Source organism: Streptomyces sp. NPDC048248 (assembly GCF_043201875.1).
Classification (GTDB): Bacteria; Actinomycetota; Actinomycetes; order Streptomycetales; family Streptomycetaceae; genus Streptomyces.
In genome coordinates this window covers 351,571-373,338 of the sequence record NZ_JBICZL010000009.1, presented here as the reverse complement: position 1 = coordinate 373,338, position 21,768 = coordinate 351,571, and the positions used below count along the sequence as shown (strand labels likewise).

The window sequence follows — 21,768 nt, the reverse complement described above, 5'->3', positions numbered from 1 at the left end:
GCGATCAGCCCTCGGCGCCCGGGGTGACCGCGGTGACGGTGAAGGTGTCGCCGCACACCCGCAGGCCCTCGGTGCGCGCGGTCATCGCATCGGTGGAGCCGGGCGCGTAGACGTAAACGATCTTTGCTGTCGGTCGGCACGGGACGTCCTTGACGCCGTCGTTGAGGGTGTGGAGGACGGCGTGCGCGCTCCGGCCCGGGGCCAGCTTGACCACCTTCCCCGCGCCTCCCTCGTGCGTCGCGGGCGCCCCGATCTGCCGGCCGTCGCCCGCGCGCAGCGAGACGCCGGGGAAGCCGCGGAGGGCGCAGGTGCTCTTGCCGGTGTTGGTGAAGACCAGCGGGTAGTGGATGTTGCCGGCACCCGGGTCGGCGTGGCCGAGGCGCAGGCTCATGTCCTGGGAGGTGCACCGGTCCGTGCCCAGCTGCGCCGAAGGACCGGAGCCGGAGGCGGCCCGTGCGGTGCCGGACTCCTTGCCCGGCGTGTCCTGTCCGGCGGCACCGCTGTCGCTCGCGGACGAGGCCGCCGTGGTCTGCGCCGAGGAGTGGGGTGCCGCGCTGCTCTTCCCGTCCTGGCAAGCGGTGAGCGCGAGCGCCGCGGCGCCGATCATCGCGGCGGCGGCGACCTGGCGGCCGCGGCGGAGGGAGGAGCTGGTGAGCGACATGAGGTTCCCCTCGTTGTGTGCGTGCGAGCTGTCCTGCGGTGTACGAGGAAGAGCCTGGTGCGGGCTGCTGGTGATCGGCTAACGAGTCACTAACGGGCCGGGCCACGGGAGCCGGAGAGAGTCGGGAGAGCTCGAAGGCCGGGAGAGCGGCCCTCCGAGCTTGCGGCTTCCCTCGTAAGCCCGGAAAGCCGGGAGACCGGGGAAGTCTGAGCCCGCACCGGCCGCCAAGGGCGGGGGCCTCGCTACACACCAGGGAGGTAGCTCCACCGGGGCGCGTACACGTCCTCCGGGTCACGCCGCGTCCGTATCCCGTGTCGCCGCCCCGATCACCCGCGCCGCGCCTTCCCCTCCCCGTCGTCCCCCTCCACCTTTGGTCACGACACCTCTGGTCACGACAACGCACAGCGGCCCCGACCGGCGGTCTGCCGTTCGGGGCCGCTGCTGCGCAGTCGCGCACGCGCGATCGCGCGGCGAAACCGTGTCGCGCCGTGGTCCTGCGCTGCTGCGCTGCTGTGTCGCGCCGTGCCGCCGTGTGTCGGTGTATGCCGCTCCGGACCGCTCTGACCGCTCCGGACCGCTGCGTGGCGAGCTGGCTAGCAGCCTCCGCACTGGCACGGTCCGCCGGATTGGCAGCCGCAGCTGCAACCGGAGCCGCAGCCGCAGGCGCCGAGCACCGGGAGTCGAGGGCGGTCGACGGCCGTCGGCTCGTCGCGCGGCGCCGGGTTGGGGGAGTCCGCCGTGAGTGCCATGAATTGCCTCCTAGGGGTCACCTTGTGGCCATTGCATGCCCGGACCGAGCGGCGCGTCAACGGCGCGCGGAGGCATGGCGGCACGGCGCACGGCGGCACGAGAGGCGCTTGAGCGCCCCTCTCACGCCGTCCCGGTCACGCGCCTTCCACGGCGGTCGGCGGGGCGATCTCGTCGGCATGCTCGCCGGTCACGAGGTAGACGACCCGCTTGGCCACGGAGACCGCGTGGTCCGCGAACCGCTCGTAGTAACGGCCCAGCAGGGTCACGTCCACCGCCGTCTCGATGCCGTGCTTCCAGCGGTCGTCCATCAGGTGCTGGAAGAGGGTCCGGTGGAGCGTGTCCATGGCGTCGTCGTCCTGCTCCAGCTGGAGCGCGAGGTCGACATCCTTGGTGATGATGACCTGCGCGGCCTTGGCCATCAGGCGCTGCGCCAGCTGCCCCATCTCCAGGATGGTGGCGTGCAGGTCGCTGGGTACGGCCGTCTGCGGGAAACGCAGCCGGGCCAGCTTCGCCACGTGCTGGGCGAGGTCGCCGGAGCGCTCCAGGTCGGCGCTCATCCGCAGTGAGGTGACCACGATCCGCAGATCGGTGGCGACCGGCTGCTGGCGCGCGAGCAGCGCGATCGCCCGGGCCTCCAGTTCGCGCTGGAGGTCGTCGACCTTCTCGTCGCCGGCGATGACGTTCTCGGCCAGCTTGAGATCAGCGTCGAGTATCGCCGTGGTGGCGCGCCCGATCGCGGAGCCGACGAGCCGGGCCATCTCGACCAGGCCCTCGCCGATCGAATCGAGCTCCTCGTGGTACGCGTCCCGCATCAGTGACCTTCTCTCGCATCGAGTGGTGGTGGTGTGGCAGGTGGTGGAGAAGGGGAGCGAACGGCCGCCCTTCCTCCACGCTCCCACGGTCTGTGCCCGCGCGAGCCGTTGTCCGAGGACCCGGTCCCCGTGGAGCCCTGCCCGGCGGGCCGCTGCCCGAAGAGAGGCTCCGCGGGTTCGGTCCGGAGGCCGCGGTTCGTGGTCCGCCCGGGGCCGTGGCCCCGCGGCTCGCCTGAAATCCGCTGCTCCGGAGCCGGACCCCGGGGTTCCCGGCCGCGCGCCGGTGCGGGATCGTTTCCGCACCCGCACCCTCACAGTGCGGGCGCAGCGCGACCTGCGGTCCCACCGGGAGTGAATCGCCGCCGACGTGAAGGTGAACTCTGGGCGACGTCACCGTCTCCCCGGGAGGTCGCGCGAAGGGGATCCGGGCCCTCGCGAGATCGTCCGGAAGGTCGGCCGGCCGGACTTCTCCAGAGCCCCCGGGTCACCCGGACGGCTCAGCAATGACGCCCCAAAAGCCCTCCCAGGCCCCGTGCGGCCCTCCGGAGTGAACCGGCACCGACGCCCGGGTGAACTCTGGGCGACGTGTGTTCGAGCAGACGCTCGGACGGCTGGGGAAGTGTCCGAGCAGGCGCATAACCTGGAGTCATGAACGTGGACGCGGCCGTCGCCGCAGTGGCAGCGATCGCCGGGTTGTGCACCGGGGTCTTCGCCATGCTGGCGTTCCGATGGAGCGAGCGCGAGCAGGCCAAGCCCACCCGGTCCTCCCTGCACACCGACGCTGTCCTGCCCCCAGGCGTGGACACCGTGCTCTCGGTGCTGCGCTCGTCCGCGGTGGTCCTCGACGAGGCCGACGCCGTCGTCAAGGCAAGCTCCGCCGCGTACGCCCTCGGGCTGGTCCGGGGCGGCAAGCTCGCCGTCGAGCCGATGCTGCAGATGACCCGGGACACCCGCAGGGACGGCGAGATACGCCAGGTCGAACTGGATCTCCCCCGCCGTGGCACGGGCCGGGGGGACGCCCTCGCGGTCTCCGCCCGGGTCGCCCCGCTCGGCTCCCGCCTGGTGCTGCTTCTGGTGGAGGACCTCACCGAGGCCCGTCGCATAGAGGCGGTCCGGCGTGACTTCGTGGCCAACGTCAGCCATGAGCTGAAGACCCCCGTCGGCGCCCTGTCGCTCCTCTCCGAGGCCGTGATGGACGCCAGCGACGACCCCGAGGCCGTCAACCGCTTCGCGGGCCGCATGCAGAACGAAGCCACTCGCCTGACCAACCTCGTCCAGGAGCTCATCGACCTCTCCCGGGTCCAGAACGACGACCCGCTGGAGGACGCCGAGCCGGTCCGGGTGGACGAACTGGTCGCCGAGGCGATGGACCGCTGCCGCCAGCAGGCCGCCACCAAACAGATCACCATGGCCAGCTCGATCGGCGGGCCCGCGGGGGCCTCCACCCTGGGCGTGGGCGAACCGGCGGGGCGCACCGCCGACCTGAGCGTCTGGGGCAACCGCGGCCAGCTCGCCGCGGCGCTCGGCAACCTCGTCGAGAACGCCGTCAACTACTCCCCGTCGCGCACCCGCGTCGGGATCGCCGGCCGCCGCGTCCCCGCCCCCAGCGGCGGCGGCACCCAGGCTTCCGGCACCGGGGGATTCATCGAGATCGCGGTGACCGATCAGGGCATCGGGATATCGGAGAAGGACCGCGACCGAGTCTTCGAGCGGTTCTACCGAGTGGACCCGGCGCGCTCGCGCGCCACCGGCGGGACCGGCCTCGGCCTCGCCATCGTCAAGCACGTGGCGGCCTCGCACGGCGGGGAAGTCACGGTGTGGAGCGCTGAAGGACAGGGCTCCACCTTCACCCTGCGTCTCCCCGAAGCCGGTGCCGCACGCGACCGCGAGCGGACCACCGACCTCACTGCCACGGAGGGCCTCGACGACGAGGACCGCCCGTACGAGACCTTCAACGATCCCCTTCCTGCTCACCCAGCCCCGGAGGTCCTTCCGTGACCCGAGTGCTCGTCGTCGAGGACGAGGAATCGTTCAGCGACGCACTGTCGTACATGCTCCGCAAGGAGGGTTTCGAGGTCGCCATCGCGGCTACGGGCCCCGACGGACTGGACGAGTTCGAGCGCAACGGCGCCGACCTGGTCCTGCTCGACCTGATGCTGCCGGGCCTGCCCGGCACCGAGGTCTGCCGCCAGCTGCGCGGCCGTTCCAACGTCCCGGTCATCATGGTGACCGCCAAGGACAGCGAGATCGACAAGGTCGTCGGCCTGGAAATAGGAGCCGATGACTACGTCACCAAGCCCTTCTCCTCCCGCGAGCTGGTCGCCCGCATCCGCGCGGTGCTCCGCCGCCGCGGCGAGCCCGAGGAGGTCGCCCCGCAGGCCCTGGAGGCGGGCCCGGTCCGGATGGACGTCGACCGGCACGTCGTCACGGTCTCCGGCGGCAAGGTCGACCTCCCGCTCAAGGAGTTCGACCTCCTGGAGATGCTGCTGCGCAACGCGGGCCGCGTGCTGACCCGCATGCAGCTGATCGACCGGGTCTGGGGCGCCGACTACGTGGGCGACACCAAGACCCTCGACGTCCACGTCAAGCGGCTGCGCGCCAAGATCGAACCGGACCCGGGCGCGCCGCGCTATCTCGTCACCGTCCGCGGCCTGGGCTACAAGTTCGAGCCGTAAACCGCGCAGCGGCAAGCGCAACACCACGGGACCGTACGGCGCGGAGCAGTGAAGTGCCCTGCTGTGCCGTGCCGTTGAGCCGTGCCCGGTGTGCTGCGAGCCGCGGCTCCGGACGGTATGCCCGGCCCTCGGCCCTGGCACCGACTTCCGGCCACCTGGTCGGCACCGCCGACCTGCGGCAGCTATGCGTCAGGGGCGCCTCCCGAATCGGGGGCGCCCCTGACGCGTTTCGCCATGTGCGGCCCGGCAGGTGACCCCTCGCGGCGTCAGTGACCGGCGTGCGCAGCCTGGGTGGCCTGGCCGGACGGGCTGGTCGAGCCGGAGGGCGACGCGGAGCCGGACGGGGACGCCGACCCCGTGGGCTCCGTGGAGCCGGACGGGGACGCCGAACCGGACGGCTTGGGCGCCTCGCTGGGGCCGTAGCTCTCGAAGTAGCTCTTCGCCGGGACGACGAAGGCCGACATCTTGATCTTGCCGCTGTTGCTGAGGTTGAAGGTCACCGCCTGGGCGTTGCCGTCCTGCACGGCCTCCCGGCCGCTGGGCAGGATGGCCTGGGCGTTGCCCTGGCCGCCGATGACGACGGAGCCGCCGGCCGGCACGGTGATCCCGCCGGCGCGGCCCTTGGCGGACTTCAGCTCGGCCGATGTGTTGGTGCCGTCGACGGTGATGGCGGTCAGCTTCTCGGTCTTGGCGCCGTTGTTGAACACGGTCGCGGTGATCGCGGCCGGGCCCTTGGCGTCGAGGTCGGGCTGGGTGACGACGGAGGCGTTCTGGATCTTGATGTCGCCGACGGCGGTCGCGGCGTTGTCCGGCTTCACCTGCAGCGTCTGGGCGTCGTTCCCGGCCCCGCAGGCGGCGAGCGAGGCGATCGAAAGCGAGAGGACGGTTGCGGCGAGGACGCCGCGTCGAAGGCTGCGGCTCACGGCGGCGGCATCTCCTTGACGAGCTACGGCGGCCGAACTTCGTGCCCGGTCGCGGATGGACGGCTGGGGCGGCCGTGGCGTACGCGTCATGACGACGGGTGCGTAAAGCCGCCCTAAGGGTGTGTCAGCGCCGCTAGGTTACCGAGCCGCCCCCGCGGCGCCGCACCCGACCCGCCCCCTGCGCGACCGCACCCCGCCGAGCCTCCCCGGACAACACCCCACCAAGCCCTGCGGCGCGGCGCCTGAACCGGTTACCGGGGCGCTCCTCAACAGGCCCGAATCGGCACGTGGAACAGGATCCGCCTCCATCAACCCGGCCCCGCCCGCCCGGCATTCCCACCCGTTCTCGTGCGGCCCGTTCCCGCGGATCCGCGGGAGTCCGCCACGCCGCCGTGTGCGAACCGAGGAAAAAATCCCGTCGGTGCCTCAAGCCGATCGCCTTCCGTCCGCCTCCTGTCCGGATCGGCTTCCCGCCCCTGGCCCAGGTCCCATTCCGCCGGCCCCTTCCGGCACACGATTCCCGTCCGCTTCCGCGCGTCGGACGATGCTCATCCCGAACGGGTTCCCGGTTGCGGCGGACGGGTGTTCACCGTTCCTCCGTGAGTCCTCCGCGAGTCCTTCCGGGGCGTGCCCGGAGAAGTGGGGTGAATATTCGACCGAAGGCCGTTCGGGTGACGGGCCCGCGTTTCGGCCGGTGAAAAGCAGTATTCGATGCGGAATGCAGGTGCCCGGCGGAATTGATCAAGCCCCGTCGCCCGCCGCGTGATCAATTCCGGAAACCGTCCTCCCGCGGGCTCCGCCGACCGAACGGAGTAGCGGAAGTAGCTCATACGGATCCGCGCAAAACGGGACGTTCGTCATGTCGATCATCAAGTTCACACGGTGTGACGGGCATGTTTCCGCTCGCCCGCGAAGCCCCTCCGACCTGCGAATACCTGTCCCGGACAGCCCCTCGCAGCACGTTCCGGTCACTGTTGTCAAGCCCCGAGATGCGCCCTGACCTGCGAAAACGCCATTCAGAACGGTCCGTTCCCGTGTTAGCATGGATAGCCACGGAAGGGGTACCTGTCACATGACGTTCAAGGTTGGCGACACCGTGGTCTATCCCCATCACGGGGCCGCGCTGATCGAGGCCATCGAAACTCGCCAGATCAAAGGCGTGGACAAGACCTACTTGGTGCTGAAGGTCGCCCAGGGCGACTTGACTGTTCGTGTGCCAGCGGACAATGCGGAGTTCGTCGGCGTACGCGACGTGGTTGGTCAGGACGGGCTGGACCGGGTCTTCGAGGTGCTTCGTGCACCGTATGCCGAGGAGCCGACGAACTGGTCTCGTCGTTACAAGGCAAATCTCGAGAAGCTCGCTTCCGGTGACGTGATCAAGGTCGCCGAAGTAGTTCGCGACCTGTGGCGTCGTGAGCGTGAGCGCGGACTCTCCGCCGGTGAGAAGAGGATGCTCGCCAAGGCCCGCCAGATTCTGGTGAGCGAACTCGCCCTCGCGGAGAACACCAACGAAGACAAGGCCGAGGCTCTGCTCGACGAGGTCCTCGCGTCCTGACGACGCTGTGCATCAAGAAGTGTGCGTGAACGCCACGTGAATTGACTTTGCGTGTTGTCCGCGTGTGATTCGACGCAGCAATGCCGCGGTGCCCGAGTGACGACCCCTTCCCGGGGTCTGTTGCCGGGCGCTGCGGCATATCTGCGGTCGGTCGCCCCGCTTCTTCCTTGCCGGGCTTCTTCTTCGCCTGCCCGTTCCTCGCCCTCTGATTCTGCTGCCCCGCCTGTGCCGTCGGTTCCGGCTGACACCAGGGTCCTCGCACGGTCCGCCGTGCGGCCCTCGTGTCCGGTGGGAGCCGCTGCGCCGGGCAGCGACGCCGGCCGAAGGGGAGGGGGAAGGCCCCGTACGCCACCTCTGGCGTGCCGGGCTCAGGCAGCTGCCTCGACCGATGTCACGGAAGGGGTCCGGTCAAGGCGTCGCGCCCGGCACGCTGTGGCCATACCCACCTCCCACGAGGAAACAAACCTGTCTGCGCCAATTCCGGGGTCGCCCCGGAACTCCGGAGCCTTCGATGTCTGATCCCTCCCGTCCGATCCGCACCGCCGCGGTGATTCCCGCCGCCGGCCGCGGTGTCCGGCTCGGCCCCGGCGCCCCCAAGGCGCTGCGCGCCCTGGGCGGCACCCCGATGCTGGTGCACGCCGTCCGCGCGATGGCCGCCTCCCGAGCCGTCTCCCTCGTCGTCGTGGTCGCACCGCCCGACGGCGCCCTCGACGTCCGCCACCTTCTCGACGAGCACGCCTTCGGCGACCGCACCGACATCGTGGTGGTGCCCGGCGGCGAGACCCGCCAGGACTCCGTACGCCGCGGTCTGGCGGCGCTGCCCGAGACCATCGATGTGGTGCTGGTGCACGACGCGGCGCGTCCGCTGGTCCCCGTCGACACGGTCGACTCGGTGGTCGCGGCCGTGCGCGCCGGGGCGCCCGCCGTCGTGCCCGCCCTGCCTCTCTCGGACACCGTCAAGCAGGTCGACCCGCAGGCCCCGGGAGCACCGGAGCCGGTGGTCGGCACTCCGGAGCGGTCCCTGCTGCGCGCCGTCCAGACGCCGCAGGGATTCGACCTGGAGACGCTGCTCAAGGCGCACGACACGTCCGTCGAGGGTGAGGGCGCCACCGACGACGCCGGGCTGGTCGAGCGTCTCGGCGCCCCGGTCGTGGTCGTGCCCGGACACGAGGAAGCGTTCAAGGTGACCCGGCCGCTGGACCTGGTCCTGGCCGAGGCCGTACTCGCCCGGAGGAGGGCCACCGATGGCTATGTCTGAGCCGGTCGTGCCGGAATCGTCCGCCGGGGCCGCTGTGCCTGCGGGGTCCGCGGACCCCGTAGCCGGCGGCGGCCTGCCGGGCATCCCTCTCGTCGGGATCGGCACCGACGTGCACGCTTTCGAGCCGGGCCGCGAGCTGTGGTGCGCCGGCCTGCTCTGGCCGGACGAGGAGTACGGTCTGGCCGGCCACAGTGACGCCGACGTGGCGGCGCACGCCGCCTGCGACGCGCTGTTCTCGGCAGCCGGTGTCGGCGACCTCGGCGCGCACTTCGGTACGGGCCGCCCCGAGTGGTCCGGCGCCTCCGGCGTGACACTGCTGGCCGAGGCCGCGCGGATCGTACGGGCCGAGGGATTCGCCATCGGCAATGTCGCGGTGCAGGTCATCGGCGTACGGCCGAAGGTCGGCAAGCGGCGGGACGAGGCGCAGAAGGCGCTGTCCGCGGCGGTCGGGGCGCCGGTCTCGGTGTCCGGGACGACCACGGACGGCCTCGGGCTGACCGGCCGCGCCGAGGGCCTGGCGGCGATCGCCACGGCACTGGTGGTCCGCACGGCCTGAGCCGTCACGCACCTGCGCGCGTCCCTGCGGCGCCCGGCACTCCCCGCGATATGGGAATGCCGGGCGCCGCACGGACGTTGGGGCTTGTCGGAGAACTCGTGACCATCGGATCGACTTCGGCCCGCCCCAGGAGGCACCCCGTGTCAGCCACTCTGTCCGACGACCTCAAGAAGCTCCTCGACACCCCGGTCTTCGTGTCCGTCGCGACGATTCAGCCCGACGGCAGCCCCCAGGTGTCCCCGGTCTGGGTGAAGCGGGACGGCGACGACCTGCTGATCTCGACGACCGTCGGACGCCGTAAGGAGGCCAACATTCGCCGTGATCCGAGGGTGTCGGTGGTGATCCAGCCGTTCGACGCGCCGTACACCTACGCCGAGATCCGTGGCTCCGCCACCCTCACCACCGAGGGCGGGCAGGAGCTGATCGACGAGCTCGCGCGGAAGTACACGGGGAAGGACTACGCGGAGTTCAATCCGTCGGCCGGCCAGGACGCCGCGCGCGTCGTGGTCCGGATCACCCCGCGCAAGGTGGTGGGCCGCATCTGACCGGCCCCGCCCCGTCCGCCTGGGCAAACGCGCCGGGCGGGCGACCGGGGAAGCGGCCGGGGGCACCCCCGATCCGGCCGGCCGTCACGCTTCTGTGTGCCGGTAACCCAAGGGGGCACAGGGCACTGCCTCGTTCCGACTACCCTGGTTCCGTGACGATTCGCCTGTACGACACCAGCGCCCGGCAGATTCGCGATTTCACCCCGCTCACGCCGGGCTGTGTCTCGATCTACCTGTGTGGTGCCACCGTGCAGGCCGCCCCGCATATCGGGCACATCAGGTCGGGACTGAACTTCGACATCATGCGCCGCTGGTTCGAGCACCGCGGCTACGACGTCACGTTCGTACGGAACGTGACCGACATCGACGACAAGATCATCAAGAAGTCGGCAGAGCAGGGCCGCCCGTGGTGGGCGATCGGCTACGAGAACGAGGTCGCCTTCAACGCGGCGTACGACGCTCTCGGCTGCCTGCGCCCGACGTACGAGCCCCGCGCCACCGGCCACGTCCCCGAGATGATCGAGATGATGCGCGGCCTGATCGAGCGCGGTCACGCCTACGCCTCCGACGGCAACGTCTACTTCGACGTGAAGTCCTACCCGGGCTATCTGCAGCTGACCAACCAGGAGTTGGACAACCTCCGGCAGCCGTCCGGCGAGGACGAGACCGGCAAGCGGGACCCCCGCGACTTCGCGATGTGGAAGGCCGCCAAGGAGGGGGAGCCCAGCTGGGAGACCCCGTGGGGCCGCGGCCGGCCCGGCTGGCACCTGGAGTGCTCGGCGATGGCGCACAAGTACCTGGGCAGCTCCTTCGACATCCACGGCGGCGGCGTCGACCTCGTCTTCCCGCACCACGAGAACGAGATCGCGCAGGCCAAGGCGTTCGGCGACGACTTCGCCGCCTACTGGGCGCACAACGCCTGGGTCACCATGAGCGGCGAGAAGATGTCCAAGTCGCTGGGCAACTCCGTGCTGGTCTCGGAGATGGTCAAGCGCTGGCGTCCGATCGTGCTCCGCTACTACCTCGGCACCCCGCACTACCGCTCGATGATCGAGTACAGCGAGGAAGCTCTGCGCGAGGCCGAGTCCGCGTTCGCGCGGATCGAGGGCTTCGTCCAGCGCGTCGTGGAGAAGGTCGGCGTCGTCGAGCCGGCGCCCGAGGTGCCGCCGGCCTTCGCCGAGGCGATGGACGACGACCTCGGTGTCCCGCAGGCGCTGGCGATCGTGCACACCACCGTCCGCCAGGGCAATGCCGCGCTCACCGCGGACGACAAGGAATCGGCGGTCGCCAGGCTGGCCGAGCTCCGGTCGATGCTCGGCGTCCTCGGCCTCGACCCGCTCGACGAGCGCTGGTCCGGCGGCGGCGCGGACCGAGGCGCGGACCTGCACGGCGTGGTGGACTCGCTCGTCCGGCTGGTGCTCGACCAGCGGCAGGCGGCCCGTAGCCGCAAGGACTACGCCACCGCCGACGCGATCCGCGACCAGCTCCAGCAGTCCGGCCTGGCGATCGAGGACACCCCGTCCGGCCCGCGCTGGTCGCTGTCCTGAGCACCGCCGTGACCCCAAGCCGACGTCCGGATTCGCCCTTCCCGGGCGCTGCGGGCGACACTCAATCCATACGTACGTACCCACTCCACGTCGAGAGACGTCGAGAGCAGTGAAGAAACAGGTGACCCATGGCCGGCAACAGCCAGCGCAGGAACCGCCGCACGTCCAACAAGAAGGGCGCGCAGATCGGCAGTGGCGGTAAGCGGCGCCGGGGCCTGGAAGGCAAGGGTCCGACCCCGCCCGCCTCCGAGCGGAAGGGGCATGTCAAGAACCGCGTGGCCAACGCCAAGGCCAAGCACGCCGCCGCCAGGCGTCCGGCCCCCCGGCGCGGCGGTGCGAAGGGCACCTCCGAGCTCGTCGTCGGCCGTAACCCGGTCTTCGAGGCACTGCGCGACGGAGTGCCCGCGACGAATCTCTACGTCCAGCAGTTCATCGACACCGACGAGCGGGTGCGCGAGGCGCTCCAGCTCGCTGCCGAGCGCGGCAACATCAACCTCATGGAGGCGCCGCGCCCCGAGCTGGACCGGATGACCAACGGCCTCAACCACCAGGGCCTGGTCCTCCAGGTGCCGCCGTACGACTACGCGCACCCCGAGGACCTGGCCGCGGCCGCCTTCGACACCGGCGACGACCCGCTGATCGTGGCGCTCGACGGCGTCACCGACCCGCGCAACCTCGGCGCCGTCGTCCGTTCCGTGTGTGCCTTCGGGGGCCACGGCGTGGTCGTGCCGGAGCGCCGCGCGGCCGGGATGACGGCCGGTGCGTGGAAGACCTCCGCGGGCACGGCCGCCCGTACGCCGGTCGCGCGTGCGACGAACCTGACCCGGACGCTGGAGGCGTACCAGAAGGCGGGCCTGACGGTCGTCGGTCTGGCCGCGGACGGCGAGATGGAGCTGCAGGACGTCGAGGCGCTGGCCGGCCCGCTGGTCATCGTGGTCGGCAGCGAGGGCAAGGGCCTGTCGCGGCTGGTCGGCGAGACCTGTGACGTCCGGGTGCGGATCCCGATGCCCGGCGGCGCCGAGTCGCTGAACGCCGGTGTCGCGGCCGGTGTGGTCCTGTGGGAGGCGGCGCGCCGCCGCGCCTGACGAGAGCACGATCGCGGACCGGTCGTCCCGAGGACGGCCGGTCCGCGCAGCGTAACGGGCTGTCGGCTGCCCTCCCGAGCACGGTCGCGGGCGGCCCGTGGAGGGGCGGAATGCCCCTGCCGCGCCCGCATCGCCCAGCTGGGGGCAAAGCCTGACGCTCCGCACTTCTTGCGGAGATCCCGTGATCTTTGACGGGTCTCGGACAGATCGGGCCGGTCAAAGCAGTGTCTTAACCGCGAGTCACTCGGTTAGATGAGCGTGGACACCAGAACACCCCGCACACCTACGGGGGGACGCTCGCCGGGCTTTGATGACGAGCCGGTCCTGAGCTCGGTCAAGGTGCCGTGCGATCCCGCGCAGGTCATCGTCAACCACGCCAGCTTCCGGGTACAGCTAGCCGCCCCTGTGGTGAGCAGCAGCGCCATGGCCGACACCGCGCACATCCCCGTGGTCCGGGGCTCGACCCCCGGGGCCAGACGCAGGGCGCCCGTGGTCTGGAGCGGCCGGACGGCCCCGGGCGGCACTGCCGGTGCCACCACCCAGCTCCTGCACGCGGTCCGCGACGCCGGCATCGGGCTGGACGGCGGCCACGGCGAGGAGATCGGCACGACCCAGGTCCTGCCCCGGGTACGCATCGACGACGCCGCCCCCGCCTCGACCGTGATCGGCCAGCGCGGCCCCACCGACTCCGAGACGACCCTGCTGCGCGGCGTGCGCCCCGTCGGCAGCGCGTACGGCGACAACACCTATGACCGCGGTCGCGTCGACGACGGCTACGACGACGACAGCTTCGAGGCCCGCGAAGCGTACGACGCCGGCTCCAAGCGGCGCGGCAGCGACACAGTCCGGCACGCCTACTACCCCGGGCGCCGGATGAACCTCGGTGTCGTCCTGCTGCCGCTGCGGGTCTTCCTCGGCCTGATCTCCGTCTACGCCGGCATGGGCAAGCTCTGCGACCCCGTGTACTTCGACGGCGGCGAGCGCGGCTCGATGGTCAAGTGGCTCCAGTCACTGGACCCCTGGGCGCTGGCCGTGCCCCTCCGGGACTTCGCCGTCTCGCACCCCGTCGGCGCGGGCCTGACTGTCGCCTTCCTCCAGGTCGTCGTCGGCGTGCTGACCATCTGCGGTCTGTGGCAGCGCCTCGCCGCCTCGTTCGGCGCGCTGCTCTCCGCGGCCCTGCTGATGACCGTCAGCTGGCGCACGGTCCCCGCCTACGACGCCCCCGACATCATCTACCTCGCCGCGTGGAGCCCGCTGATCATCGCGGGCGCCCCGGTCTACTCCATGGACGCCCGACTGGCCGGCGAGGCCTGGCGGCGGCTCGGCCCGCGTGTCGAGGTCGCCGACCTGCGCCGCCGGGTACTTCGCCGCGGCGCGGTGATGACCGCGGTGGTGGCCGGCCTGACGCTGCTCATCGGCTCGCTGCTCGGCGGCGCCGTACGGTCCGCGACGGTCACGCCCGTGCCGCGGCCCGGCGAGCCGGCGATCAACAACCTCCCCGGTTCGCCGCTGCCGCGTCCGTACAAGAAGGCCACCAGGCCCGGCCAGGGCCAGAACGGCAACAACGTCCCGCAGCGCCGCACCAGGCCCTCCGCGGACGCCTCCCGCAAGGCGGGCCAGGCCGGCAGGCCGTCCGCATCGACGCCGGGTGCGGCTCCGTCCGGCAGCGCCAGCGGTAGCGCTCAGCAGCCCGGCGCGACCACCAGTGGCCCGCCGCAGCGGACCACTCCGACCCGGGCACCGGCGCCGTCCCAGGCGCCGACCACCTCGGGCGGCACCGGCGGCGGTACGACCGGTGGCAGCACCGGCGGCTCCGGCGGCGACTCAGGCGGCCGTGGCAGCACTCTCGGCGGCCTCCTGGGCTGACGCCGAAACCCGCGGCCGCGCACCTGCCCCCGATCGCCCCCGAACCCTCTTCGCCTCGACCACGAGGCGCAGGGGAAGGGGCGACCGGGGGCAGAGGTGTGTTCGGGGGAGTCCGGCCGGCCCGGGCGCGGTGCTCAGGGGGTGAGCCGGACTTCGTGCGTATGCCGTGTGGGCGGGCGGGAGGCGCCACGGCGGCGTCAGAGCGTCCCGGGGGGCCTGGGCCGCGCTGGGAGGCGCCCAGCCGGCCTGTGGCGGGCACGTGGGGGGCCTGGATGGCGCGTACGTGCCTGATGGCGTCGGCAGGCCACCCCGCCCGGGGGCTCCGGACTCCGGGCCGCCAGAGGGCCGCTCAACGCCCTTGCGCGGCCAGTTCCTTGGCGGCCTCGGTGAGGTCCTTGGCGGTGTCGATGGCGCGCCAGTAGGCACCCTGCGGGAGCGGATAGCCGGCCAGCCGGCGTTGGCGGGCGAGGCGGGGGAAGGTGGTCCGCTCGTGGTCGCCGCGGGTGGGCAGCAGATCCGTGAAGGCGGCGGAGAAGACGTAGACGCCCGCGTTGATGAGATACGGCGAGGGGGGTGACTCGACGAAGTCGAGTACGTGCCCGAACGCATCGGTCTCGACTGCGCCCCACGGGATGCGGGGGCGGGCCAGAGCGAGAGTCGCTTCCGCGTCGCGCTCTTGGTGGAAGGCGGCCATCTCGCGGAGCGGGAAGCGGGTCCAGATGTCGCCGTTGGTGGCGTACCAGGGCTCGTCGGGGCGAGGGAGGGAGGCGGCCGCGAATTTGAGTCCGCCGCCGCGGCCCAGCGGCTCGTTCTCCACAACGGTCGTGACACGCAGGGGCAGTTGAGCCTGCGAGAGCCAGTCCTGGAGCACCTCGGCGAGGTGGCCGCAGGAGACCACCGCGTCCGTGACGCCTTCCTCGGCCAGCCAGTTCAGCTGATGGCCGATGATCGGGGTTCCGGTTCCGGGAATCTCGACCATCGGCTTGGGTCGGTCGTCGGTGTACGGGCGGAGACGAGAGCCCTGGCCTCCGGCCAGGACCACGGCTTGCGTGGGGTACGGATGCGGGGCGCCTGTCATGGTTCGCACCCTATGCGGTGCGCGTTGCGGTCACTGCGTGGTGCGGAGGGCGGTCACTGGGACGTGGCGACGCCCGTGGCGAAGGAGGTGTCGCAGACCGGCCGGGAGAAGGCCTGGGCGCGGTGTGCGGCGCCGTACTTGGCGACCGCGGCACGGCCGAGGGCACGGGCGATGGACGCGCAGTGCTTGGCCAGCGAGGGCCGCGCGGTGGTCGCCTTCTGGAGGTGGGTCAGGGCGACACCGGGATCCTTCTCCTGGAGTTCGACGAGGAGGCGGTCGCGGAGGACGTCCTGGGGGGCTCGGGGGCCGGCCTTGGTGGAGGCCTTTCCGGAGGATGCGGTCAGCACCTGCGACTCGGTGGCCGTCGACGCCCACGGGACGCGGGTGACCGCGAGGGTCCCGGAGAGGACGAGGACGACGGGGAGGACGAGGGCGAGAGTTCGGCCGATACGGCGGGCTGCGGAGTTCACGGACGTGATGGTAGCGAGGAGTGATGATTTGGCGACATTTGGTCACCTTATCGAGGGACGAATGGCTCGCCGGTGCGGTTGTTGGGTTGACGTACCGGCGAGAAAGGTCGCTTCTGGGAGGTTTGCCGGGGATTTTGTCGACACGGGGGCAGAGGTCGAGATCCCGGCCGAGACGGGCCCGGGGATTCCCGTACGCGGGGAGTCCCTTACGGGGAACGCACCGCGGCGGCGCCCGGTCCGCAGACCAGGCGCCGCCGCTTCAACCGCTTCCCTCGGGCGCTGCCGCCCACTCCGCTCAGTCGGTGAGGCGCTCACCCGACGACGTCGAGAAGACGTGCGTCTCGCCCGGCCGCGGAACGACGTGCAGCCGCGCGCCCTTGTCCGGCACCTCGCGGCCGTTGACCCGCACCACCAGGTCCTTGACCTCGCCGCCGACCTCGGCCGTCCCGTAGACGTAGCCGTCGGCGCCGAGCTCCTCGACGACGTTCACCGTGACGGCCAGGCCGGCCGGGGCGTCCGCGCTCTCCTTGGACAGCGACTTCGCGGCGGCACCGTTCTGCTCGACGATCTCGAAGTGCTCGGGGCGCACGCCGACCGTGACGGTCCTGTCGCCCTTGTCGGCGGCCGCGGTCAGCGCCTCGCGGTTGACCGGGACGACGCTGTTGCCGAACTTCACGCCGCCGTCGGTGATCGGCACCTCGACGAGGTTCATCGCGGGGGAGCCGATGAAGCCGGCGACGAAGAGGTTCGCCGGGCGGTCGTACATGTTGCGCGGCGAGTCGATCTGCTGGAGCAGGCCGTCCTTGAGGACCGCGACGCGGTCGCCCATCGTCATGGCCTCGACCTGGTCGTGGGTGACGTAGACCGTCGTGATCCCCAGGCGGCGCTGCAGGCCGGCGATCTGCGTACGGGTCTGCACGCGGAGCTTGGCGTCCAGGTTGGACAGTGGCTCGTCCATGAGGAAGACCTGCGGCTCCCGGACGATCGCCCGGCCCATCGCGACACGCTGGCGCTGACCGCCGGAGAGCGCCTTCGGCTTCCGTCCGAGGTACTCCGTCAGGTCGAGGATCTTCGCCGCGTCCTCCACCTTCTGCCGGATCTCGGACTTCGGCACACCGGCGATCTTGAGCGCGAAGCCCATGTTGTCGGCGACCGTCATGTGCGGGTAGAGCGCGTAGTTCTGGAACACCATGGCGATGTCCCGGTCCTTGGGCGGAAGGTGGGTGACGTCGCGGTCCCCGATGCGGATGGCGCCGCCGTCGACGTCCTCCAGCCCCGCGAGCATGCGCAGCGAGGTGGACTTGCCGCAGCCGGACGGCCCGACGAGGACGAGGAATTCGCCGTCCTCGATGGCGATGTCGAGCTTGTCGACGGCGGGCTTGTCGGAACCCGGGTAGACGCGGGTTGCCTGGTCGTACGTGACCGTAGCCATGGTGATGTGTCCCTTCACCGGCAGGAACGTGCCGGACGATCCGAGTAAAAGGAGTGATGTGGTCCACTGCTGTGGACTTCGGCGTGACGCTACCGTCGTCCCGGGCCGGTGTCAGTAGCCTTACGGTCACGAAAACCCGGGGACCGGCATCCGGCGCGCCTGGGTACACTTCTTCACGCACGCCTCCTTAGCTCAGCTGGCCAGAGCACCGCTCTTGTAAAGCGAAGGTCGTCGGTTCGAATCCGACAGGGGGCTCTGAGTGTGACCTGCGTCAACGCTCCCGTGATCTCGGATCACGGGAGCGTTGACGGCAGGACTTGACGGCAGTCCCGTCTATCGACGCCGTTTGAGCAGCCGATCCATGTGGCTCATGGCTTCCCGGCGAGTGTCATCGCTGACGTGTGTGTAGACGTTCATGGTGACCGCAATCTGGGAGTGCCCCAGGATCTCCATGACGGTGCGGGGTGCGACCCCGGCCGCGAAAAGCAGGGATGCACACCCATGCCGGGTGTCGTGCAGACGGACCTGCGGCAGACTCGCTGACACTGATACCCGCTGGAAAGACCGGTACAGGTTCCGCGGTTCGATGGGCCGACCACTGCGGGTGGTGAACACGAGGCCGCTGTCGTGCCACTCCGCGCCGAGGGCGGCCCTCTGGCCGGCCTGGCGCATGCGCTGCCACCGGAGTGGAGCCACGCACATCAGCGGAACGGGGATCACCCTCGAACGCCGGTTCTTGGTCGTATCCAGGTACAGCTCTTTGCCGCCGCGGTTGAGCGTGGTCCGGACCGTCAAGGTTCGCCGGTCGAGATCCACGTCTCGCCACTGCAATCCCAGGATCTCCCCACGTCGCAGGCCGAGGGCGACGGCAAGGACGAACGCCGGGTACAGCGGGTCGGACCGCGCAGCTTCCAAGAACGTCAAAGACTCGTCCAGCGACCACGGGCACAGCTCGCGCGGCTCGACTTGAGGGGCCGGAACCAACTGCACCACGTTGCGGTTGATTAGCTCCTCCCGGCAGGCGGCCGTCAGGGCCGTGCGCAGGACGCGGTGAGCCTCCTTCGCGGTTGCCGCCGACGCTTGCGCGGTCACCGCCGAAATCATCCGGCGCACGTTCGCGGTGGTGAGCGATTCCAGGCGGCGGCTGCCCAGGAGCGGCACGAGGTACAGCCGGGTGTGCATCTCGTACTTCACGTACGTGGTGCGCTTACGCTGTGGCCTGACGTGCTCCTCCAACCAGTACGGCAGCCACTCGGAGAGCTTGGCGGAGCGTGTGGGTGTAGGGATGCCCTGACGGTCACGTCGGACGAGTTCCTGGCGCTTCTCATCACATTCTTCCCAGGTAGCGCCGTAGATGGTCTTGCGCTTGCGGGTTCCGTCGGGTTGAGGGACGTAGACACGTCCCTCCCAGCGGCCGTCCTTGCGCTGCCAGATGCTGCCGGCGCCGTTGGGGTTCCTCTTTCGGGCTGCCATCAGGCGGCGTTCTCCTCAAGTCGTTCCTGCATGTAGTGGCGTACGGCACCGACCGGGATTCGGCGGGCACGGCCGGACGTGTAGCTCGGGAGCTGCTTGGAGCGGATCAGGTCGTAGACCTTGCTGCGGCTGAGTCTCAGAGCGGTCATGACCTCCGGGACAGTGAGGGCTTGAGGGTCGCTCGCGACGACGGTCAGCACGTTGAGACCTCCGGATGAGGGCGGGGCCTGCGAATGGAGTTGGTTCGGGGTCTTCTTGGGGCACGCGTCTGTCCGAGGTGCGGATTTCTGCGTCATTGCGTCATCAGCGTCACTTGAGCTTTTGACCTGCAGTTTTGTGTGACGCGGCGGTTTGGGCCTGCGTCATCGCAGCGTCATGGGGTGCGTCATCGCATGACGCAGATGACGCAGGATGACGCAGAGCCCGCTGTCTGCGTCATGGCTGTTGCCGCAGGTCAGGGGATGTTTTTCGGCCTGCATGACGCAGATGACGCAGCGTCTTCCCTCTTAGGACAAAAGAGGGGGTGTCTGTTGTAGTGCGGTGTTCCTCACAGCGTGAAGAAGGAGCCGCTGCGCGGCGCGACCATCGGCGGCGTTCCGCCGAACAGCAAGAGGAGCACCTGTCCACTGATGCGCCTGGTGCTCCTCTTGCTTGTACGGGCGAGCGGATCGCGGGTCAGAACACCCGCTGCCGCTCGTGCGGAGGCGCGGTGGCCGGGCGGGTCATTTCGAGGTACCGGCCTTCGCTGGTGCGGCCGGTGTCGATGAGGACACCGCGAGCGGCCAGCGTCGGTTGGAGGCGCTTGAGCCGGTCGGAGAGGACTTTGCCCGTGGTGGGCCAGCCCTTGGGCAGGGGGCGCAGTTCGTCGCCGCTGTAGAGGCGGCTGAGGCAGTGCAGCCACTCGGTGGAGGTCATCCGCTGCGCCGAGCCCGGCTCGATGGTGTCGGCATGCCGGAGAACGGTCTGCGCGAGGAGATCCCCCTCGATCACGTCATCGTTCAGGTCGTCCAAACTGGCCCGGTAGGCGGTGAGCGCCCCGAGGCCGGTTGCCGCGTCGAGCTGCGCGCACAGGTGCGCGAAGTCCGCCATCCGCAGGTCCGTGGGGGTCTCCGCCTCGGCTGCGCGGACCTTGACCGTGAGGTCCAGGAGAGACCCGAGAACGATGGGCAGCACCTCCGCGTACTCCGCCCACAGTTCCGCCTCGGTACGCCGGACGCGAGGCCGCTCCAAGCGCAGCGGCAGGAGCCGTTCGGCGAGGTCGCCCCGCAGGACGCCCACATCGATACCGGTCAGGAGCAGGGGGCGGCGGTAGCCGACGCGGAAGACGTCCCCGTCGGTGAACAGGGCACGCTTGACGTTCTCGGCGCCGGTGACGATGCAGCACATGGCGTCGGACAGGTCCGGCGTCATGTAGGAGAGGTTGTCCAGGGCGGTGACCCACCCGGCCGCCACCGCCGCGATCAGGCTCTCCTCCTCCTTCGGCGCCCGACGCAGGTCACCGCTCATGCCCTCGACGATCCTCAAGAGCATGCGTCCTGCGGTCGACTTGCCGGCGCCCTGGGGGCCGGTGAGGAACGGGGCAGGGACGGGCACTGACGGGCCGAGGCAGCCGATCAGCCAGGCGAGGGCCAGGCATTCGGTCTCCGCGGTGGCGAAGTTGGTCAGCCTCAGTAGCAGGTCGATGCCCTTGCCGTCGGTGTCCTTGGCCGGCAGGGGCAGTTCCCCGGTGAGCTGGGTGCGCCGCCAGCACACCTCGCGCGGGTCGGGGGTGCAGATGTCCCACCCAGTCGGGTGGATGCGGACGGACAGCCCGTCATCACGGCCCAGGTCCAGCCACGTCGCCCCGTCGAACCCGGGGGCGACGCGGATATGGACGGGCTGCACGTCCTCGGACAGTGCGAGTGCTTCGATCAAGTCCAACGCCTCCTTCAGGGCGCTCCCGTTGAACACGCCCAGCCCGTCCTTGTACAGGCCGACCATGAGTTCCTGTCGGTGGCTGCCGGTCGTGCCCTGGGAGCGGATCGGGCGGGCGACGGGGTGGCCGTTCTTCTGCGCGTAGACGGTGCCGTCGGGGGTGCGGAAGTACCGGAAGTGCGCCTGTGCGTAGTCGGTGATGATTTCGCGGGCGGGAGTCTTCTCGTCCTCAGACATGGCTCACATCCCCAGGGCGGTGCGGGCGTTGGTCCACGCGTCGGTGCAGTGCCGGGGTGATTCGCCCTTGGCCTGCGCTGCGGCGAACAGCCGCGCCATGTGGGTGTCGGTGAGGCAGCCGCACCGGCCGTGCCTGGACAGCACGGCGAGGAAAGCCCGGTAGACGGTGGCGTGCACCGTGCTGGACGCTTCGGCGATGCTCTGCTCGGCCATGGCAATGCCACGGTCCAGATACGTGGGCGTGCGGTGAGGGCACTCCCCGCCCCCGGCCAGTGCGGGCACGGTGACGGCGCCGGGGATGGGGACCGGCGCCTTGACGATCAGGGCACGCACGGCGTTAGGCAGGGGGGCCATGGCGCCGGTGCCGGGACCGAGCCACCGCGCGTACTGCATGGACGACTTGATGTCGACGCCGGGCCGCACGTCGTTGGCAGACTGCATGGTGCCTTGGTAGAGCCAGTGCTCGCCCCGGGTCGTCGGCACGGTCCGGGTGGCAGGCAGGGTCGTACGGGCCCAGGCGATGGCTTCGGCGTTGTCGAGGTCGACGACGGTGAGGCCGGCCCCGCCGGGGTGGTAGGCCACCCCGGCCGCATCCCGCCACGCCCGCGCCCATGTCGACGAGTTGATGACGCCGGGGTCGGTGGTGGCGGCGGCCCAGCCGTGACAGGGCGCCGGGCAGGTGCAGGGGCCGGGGGTTCTCATGTTGGGCCTACCGCCGCAGGTGTTGCCCGCGCAGGTCCGGCAGTTGCCGAACGGCACCTTGCCCCGGCGCAAGGGCAGCACGGGCACGCCGGACGCGGCGATGCTCAGCGCGGTTTGGAGGGGGTACGGCGTCTCTCGCCGGATGACGGTGGGTTGCGTCATGCTGGGAGACCTCCACAGGTCAGATGGATGGCAGGTGGATAGGCGGCGGCCCGGTTCTTGGCGGAAG

19 protein-coding genes and 1 tRNA gene are annotated in these 21,768 nt (G+C 70.7%); 10 read left to right on the top strand and 10 right to left on the bottom strand.

All coding sequences use genetic code 11. The features are described 5' to 3' along the window. Positions 1-4: 4 nt before the first annotated feature. Together ACGFZW_RS21855 and phoU are read right to left on the bottom strand one after the other, a co-directional pair. Positions 5-661, bottom strand: a complete 657-nt coding sequence (locus tag ACGFZW_RS21855; RefSeq protein WP_393894826.1) for a DUF4232 domain-containing protein — start codon at positions 659-661, stop codon at positions 5-7. Between the two features lie 884 nt (positions 662-1,545). Next, positions 1,546-2,223, bottom strand: coding sequence for a phosphate signaling complex protein PhoU (gene phoU / locus ACGFZW_RS21850; RefSeq protein ID WP_393894825.1), 678 nt, complete (start codon positions 2,221-2,223; stop codon positions 1,546-1,548). Positions 2,224-2,871: 648 nt separating this feature from the next. Between phoU and ACGFZW_RS21845 the strand changes: the two genes are divergently transcribed. Beyond that, positions 2,872-4,221, top strand: coding sequence for a sensor histidine kinase (locus ACGFZW_RS21845; protein WP_393894824.1), 1,350 nt, complete (start codon positions 2,872-2,874; stop codon positions 4,219-4,221). After that, entirely contained in the window at positions 4,218-4,898 is a 681-nt protein-coding gene (locus ACGFZW_RS21840) for a response regulator transcription factor (protein WP_030063828.1), read from the top strand. The genes ACGFZW_RS21845 and ACGFZW_RS21840 overlap by 4 nt, the downstream gene beginning before the upstream one ends. Before the next feature lie 266 nt (positions 4,899-5,164). Here the strand turns inward: ACGFZW_RS21840 and ACGFZW_RS21835 are convergent, their stop codons facing one another. Continuing rightward, positions 5,165-5,821, bottom strand: coding sequence for a DUF461 domain-containing protein (locus ACGFZW_RS21835; protein ID WP_393894823.1), 657 nt, complete (start codon positions 5,819-5,821; stop codon positions 5,165-5,167). 1,072 nt (positions 5,822-6,893) lie between these two features. Between ACGFZW_RS21835 and ACGFZW_RS21830 the strand changes: the two genes are divergently transcribed. From ACGFZW_RS21830 to ACGFZW_RS21800, 7 genes are all read left to right on the top strand, one after another. After that, positions 6,894-7,376 (top strand): CarD family transcriptional regulator, encoded by a 483-nt coding sequence (locus ACGFZW_RS21830; RefSeq protein ID WP_003953493.1) that lies wholly within the window; start codon positions 6,894-6,896, stop codon positions 7,374-7,376. 511 nt (positions 7,377-7,887) lie between these two features. Next, entirely contained in the window at positions 7,888-8,634 is a 747-nt protein-coding gene (gene ispD, locus ACGFZW_RS21825) for a 2-C-methyl-D-erythritol 4-phosphate cytidylyltransferase (RefSeq protein ID WP_393894822.1), read from the top strand. After that, positions 8,621-9,190: a 2-C-methyl-D-erythritol 2,4-cyclodiphosphate synthase gene (gene ispF, locus ACGFZW_RS21820; protein WP_393894821.1), complete on the top strand. Its 570-nt coding sequence runs from the start codon at positions 8,621-8,623 to the stop codon at positions 9,188-9,190. The genes ispD and ispF overlap by 14 nt, the downstream gene beginning before the upstream one ends. Before the next feature lie 140 nt (positions 9,191-9,330). Continuing rightward, positions 9,331-9,735 carry a PPOX class F420-dependent oxidoreductase gene (locus ACGFZW_RS21815; RefSeq protein WP_393894820.1) on the top strand — a complete coding sequence of 135 codons (405 nt, stop codon included), beginning with the start codon at positions 9,331-9,333 and terminating at the stop codon, positions 9,733-9,735. 152 nt (positions 9,736-9,887) lie between these two features. Then, positions 9,888-11,282 (top strand): cysteine--tRNA ligase, encoded by a 1,395-nt coding sequence (cysS, locus tag ACGFZW_RS21810; RefSeq protein ID WP_393894819.1) that lies wholly within the window; start codon positions 9,888-9,890, stop codon positions 11,280-11,282. 128 nt (positions 11,283-11,410) lie between these two features. After that, entirely contained in the window at positions 11,411-12,367 is a 957-nt protein-coding gene (rlmB, locus tag ACGFZW_RS21805; RefSeq protein WP_393894818.1) for a 23S rRNA (guanosine(2251)-2'-O)-methyltransferase RlmB, read from the top strand. 252 nt (positions 12,368-12,619) lie between these two features. Beyond that, entirely contained in the window at positions 12,620-14,233 is a 1,614-nt protein-coding gene (locus ACGFZW_RS21800) for a DoxX family membrane protein (RefSeq protein WP_393894817.1), read from the top strand. A gap of 349 nt (positions 14,234-14,582) precedes the next feature. Here ACGFZW_RS21800 and ACGFZW_RS21795 read toward each other — a convergent pair whose 3' ends face one another. The 3 genes from ACGFZW_RS21795 to ACGFZW_RS21785 all read right to left on the bottom strand — a co-directional run bounded on the left by ACGFZW_RS21795 (position 14,583) and on the right by ACGFZW_RS21785 (position 17,213). Then, positions 14,583-15,311 carry an NDP-sugar synthase gene (locus tag ACGFZW_RS21795; protein ID WP_393894816.1) on the bottom strand — a complete coding sequence of 243 codons (729 nt, stop codon included), beginning with the start codon at positions 15,309-15,311 and terminating at the stop codon, positions 14,583-14,585. A 53-nt stretch (positions 15,312-15,364) separates the two neighbouring features. Next, positions 15,365-15,781: a hypothetical protein gene (locus ACGFZW_RS21790; RefSeq protein ID WP_393894815.1), complete on the bottom strand. Its 417-nt coding sequence runs from the start codon at positions 15,779-15,781 to the stop codon at positions 15,365-15,367. Between the two features lie 295 nt (positions 15,782-16,076). Further along, on the bottom strand, positions 16,077-17,213 hold the full coding sequence (locus ACGFZW_RS21785) for an ABC transporter ATP-binding protein (RefSeq protein WP_393894814.1): 1,137 nt from the start codon (positions 17,211-17,213) through the stop codon (positions 16,077-16,079). Positions 17,214-17,394: 181 nt separating this feature from the next. On the opposite strand from ACGFZW_RS21785, the gene ACGFZW_RS21780 reads away from it, so the two are divergent. Beyond that, positions 17,395-17,468, top strand: a tRNA-Thr gene (locus ACGFZW_RS21780). A gap of 78 nt (positions 17,469-17,546) precedes the next feature. On the opposite strand, the gene xerC is transcribed toward ACGFZW_RS21780, so the two are convergent. The 4 genes from xerC to ACGFZW_RS21760 form a co-directional block, all read right to left on the bottom strand. Then, positions 17,547-18,686, bottom strand: a complete 1,140-nt coding sequence (gene xerC, locus ACGFZW_RS21775) for a tyrosine recombinase XerC (RefSeq protein ID WP_393894813.1) — start codon at positions 18,684-18,686, stop codon at positions 17,547-17,549. Next, positions 18,686-18,886 carry a helix-turn-helix domain-containing protein gene (locus ACGFZW_RS21770; RefSeq protein ID WP_393894812.1) on the bottom strand — a complete coding sequence of 67 codons (201 nt, stop codon included), beginning with the start codon at positions 18,884-18,886 and terminating at the stop codon, positions 18,686-18,688. The genes xerC and ACGFZW_RS21770 overlap by 1 nt, the downstream gene beginning before the upstream one ends. Positions 18,887-19,361: 475 nt before the next feature. Next, positions 19,362-20,837, bottom strand: coding sequence for an ATP-binding protein (locus ACGFZW_RS21765; protein WP_393894811.1), 1,476 nt, complete (start codon positions 20,835-20,837; stop codon positions 19,362-19,364). Between the two features lie 3 nt (positions 20,838-20,840). After that, entirely contained in the window at positions 20,841-21,701 is an 861-nt protein-coding gene (locus ACGFZW_RS21760; protein WP_393894810.1) for a bifunctional DNA primase/polymerase, read from the bottom strand. Positions 21,702-21,768 lie beyond the last annotated feature (67 nt).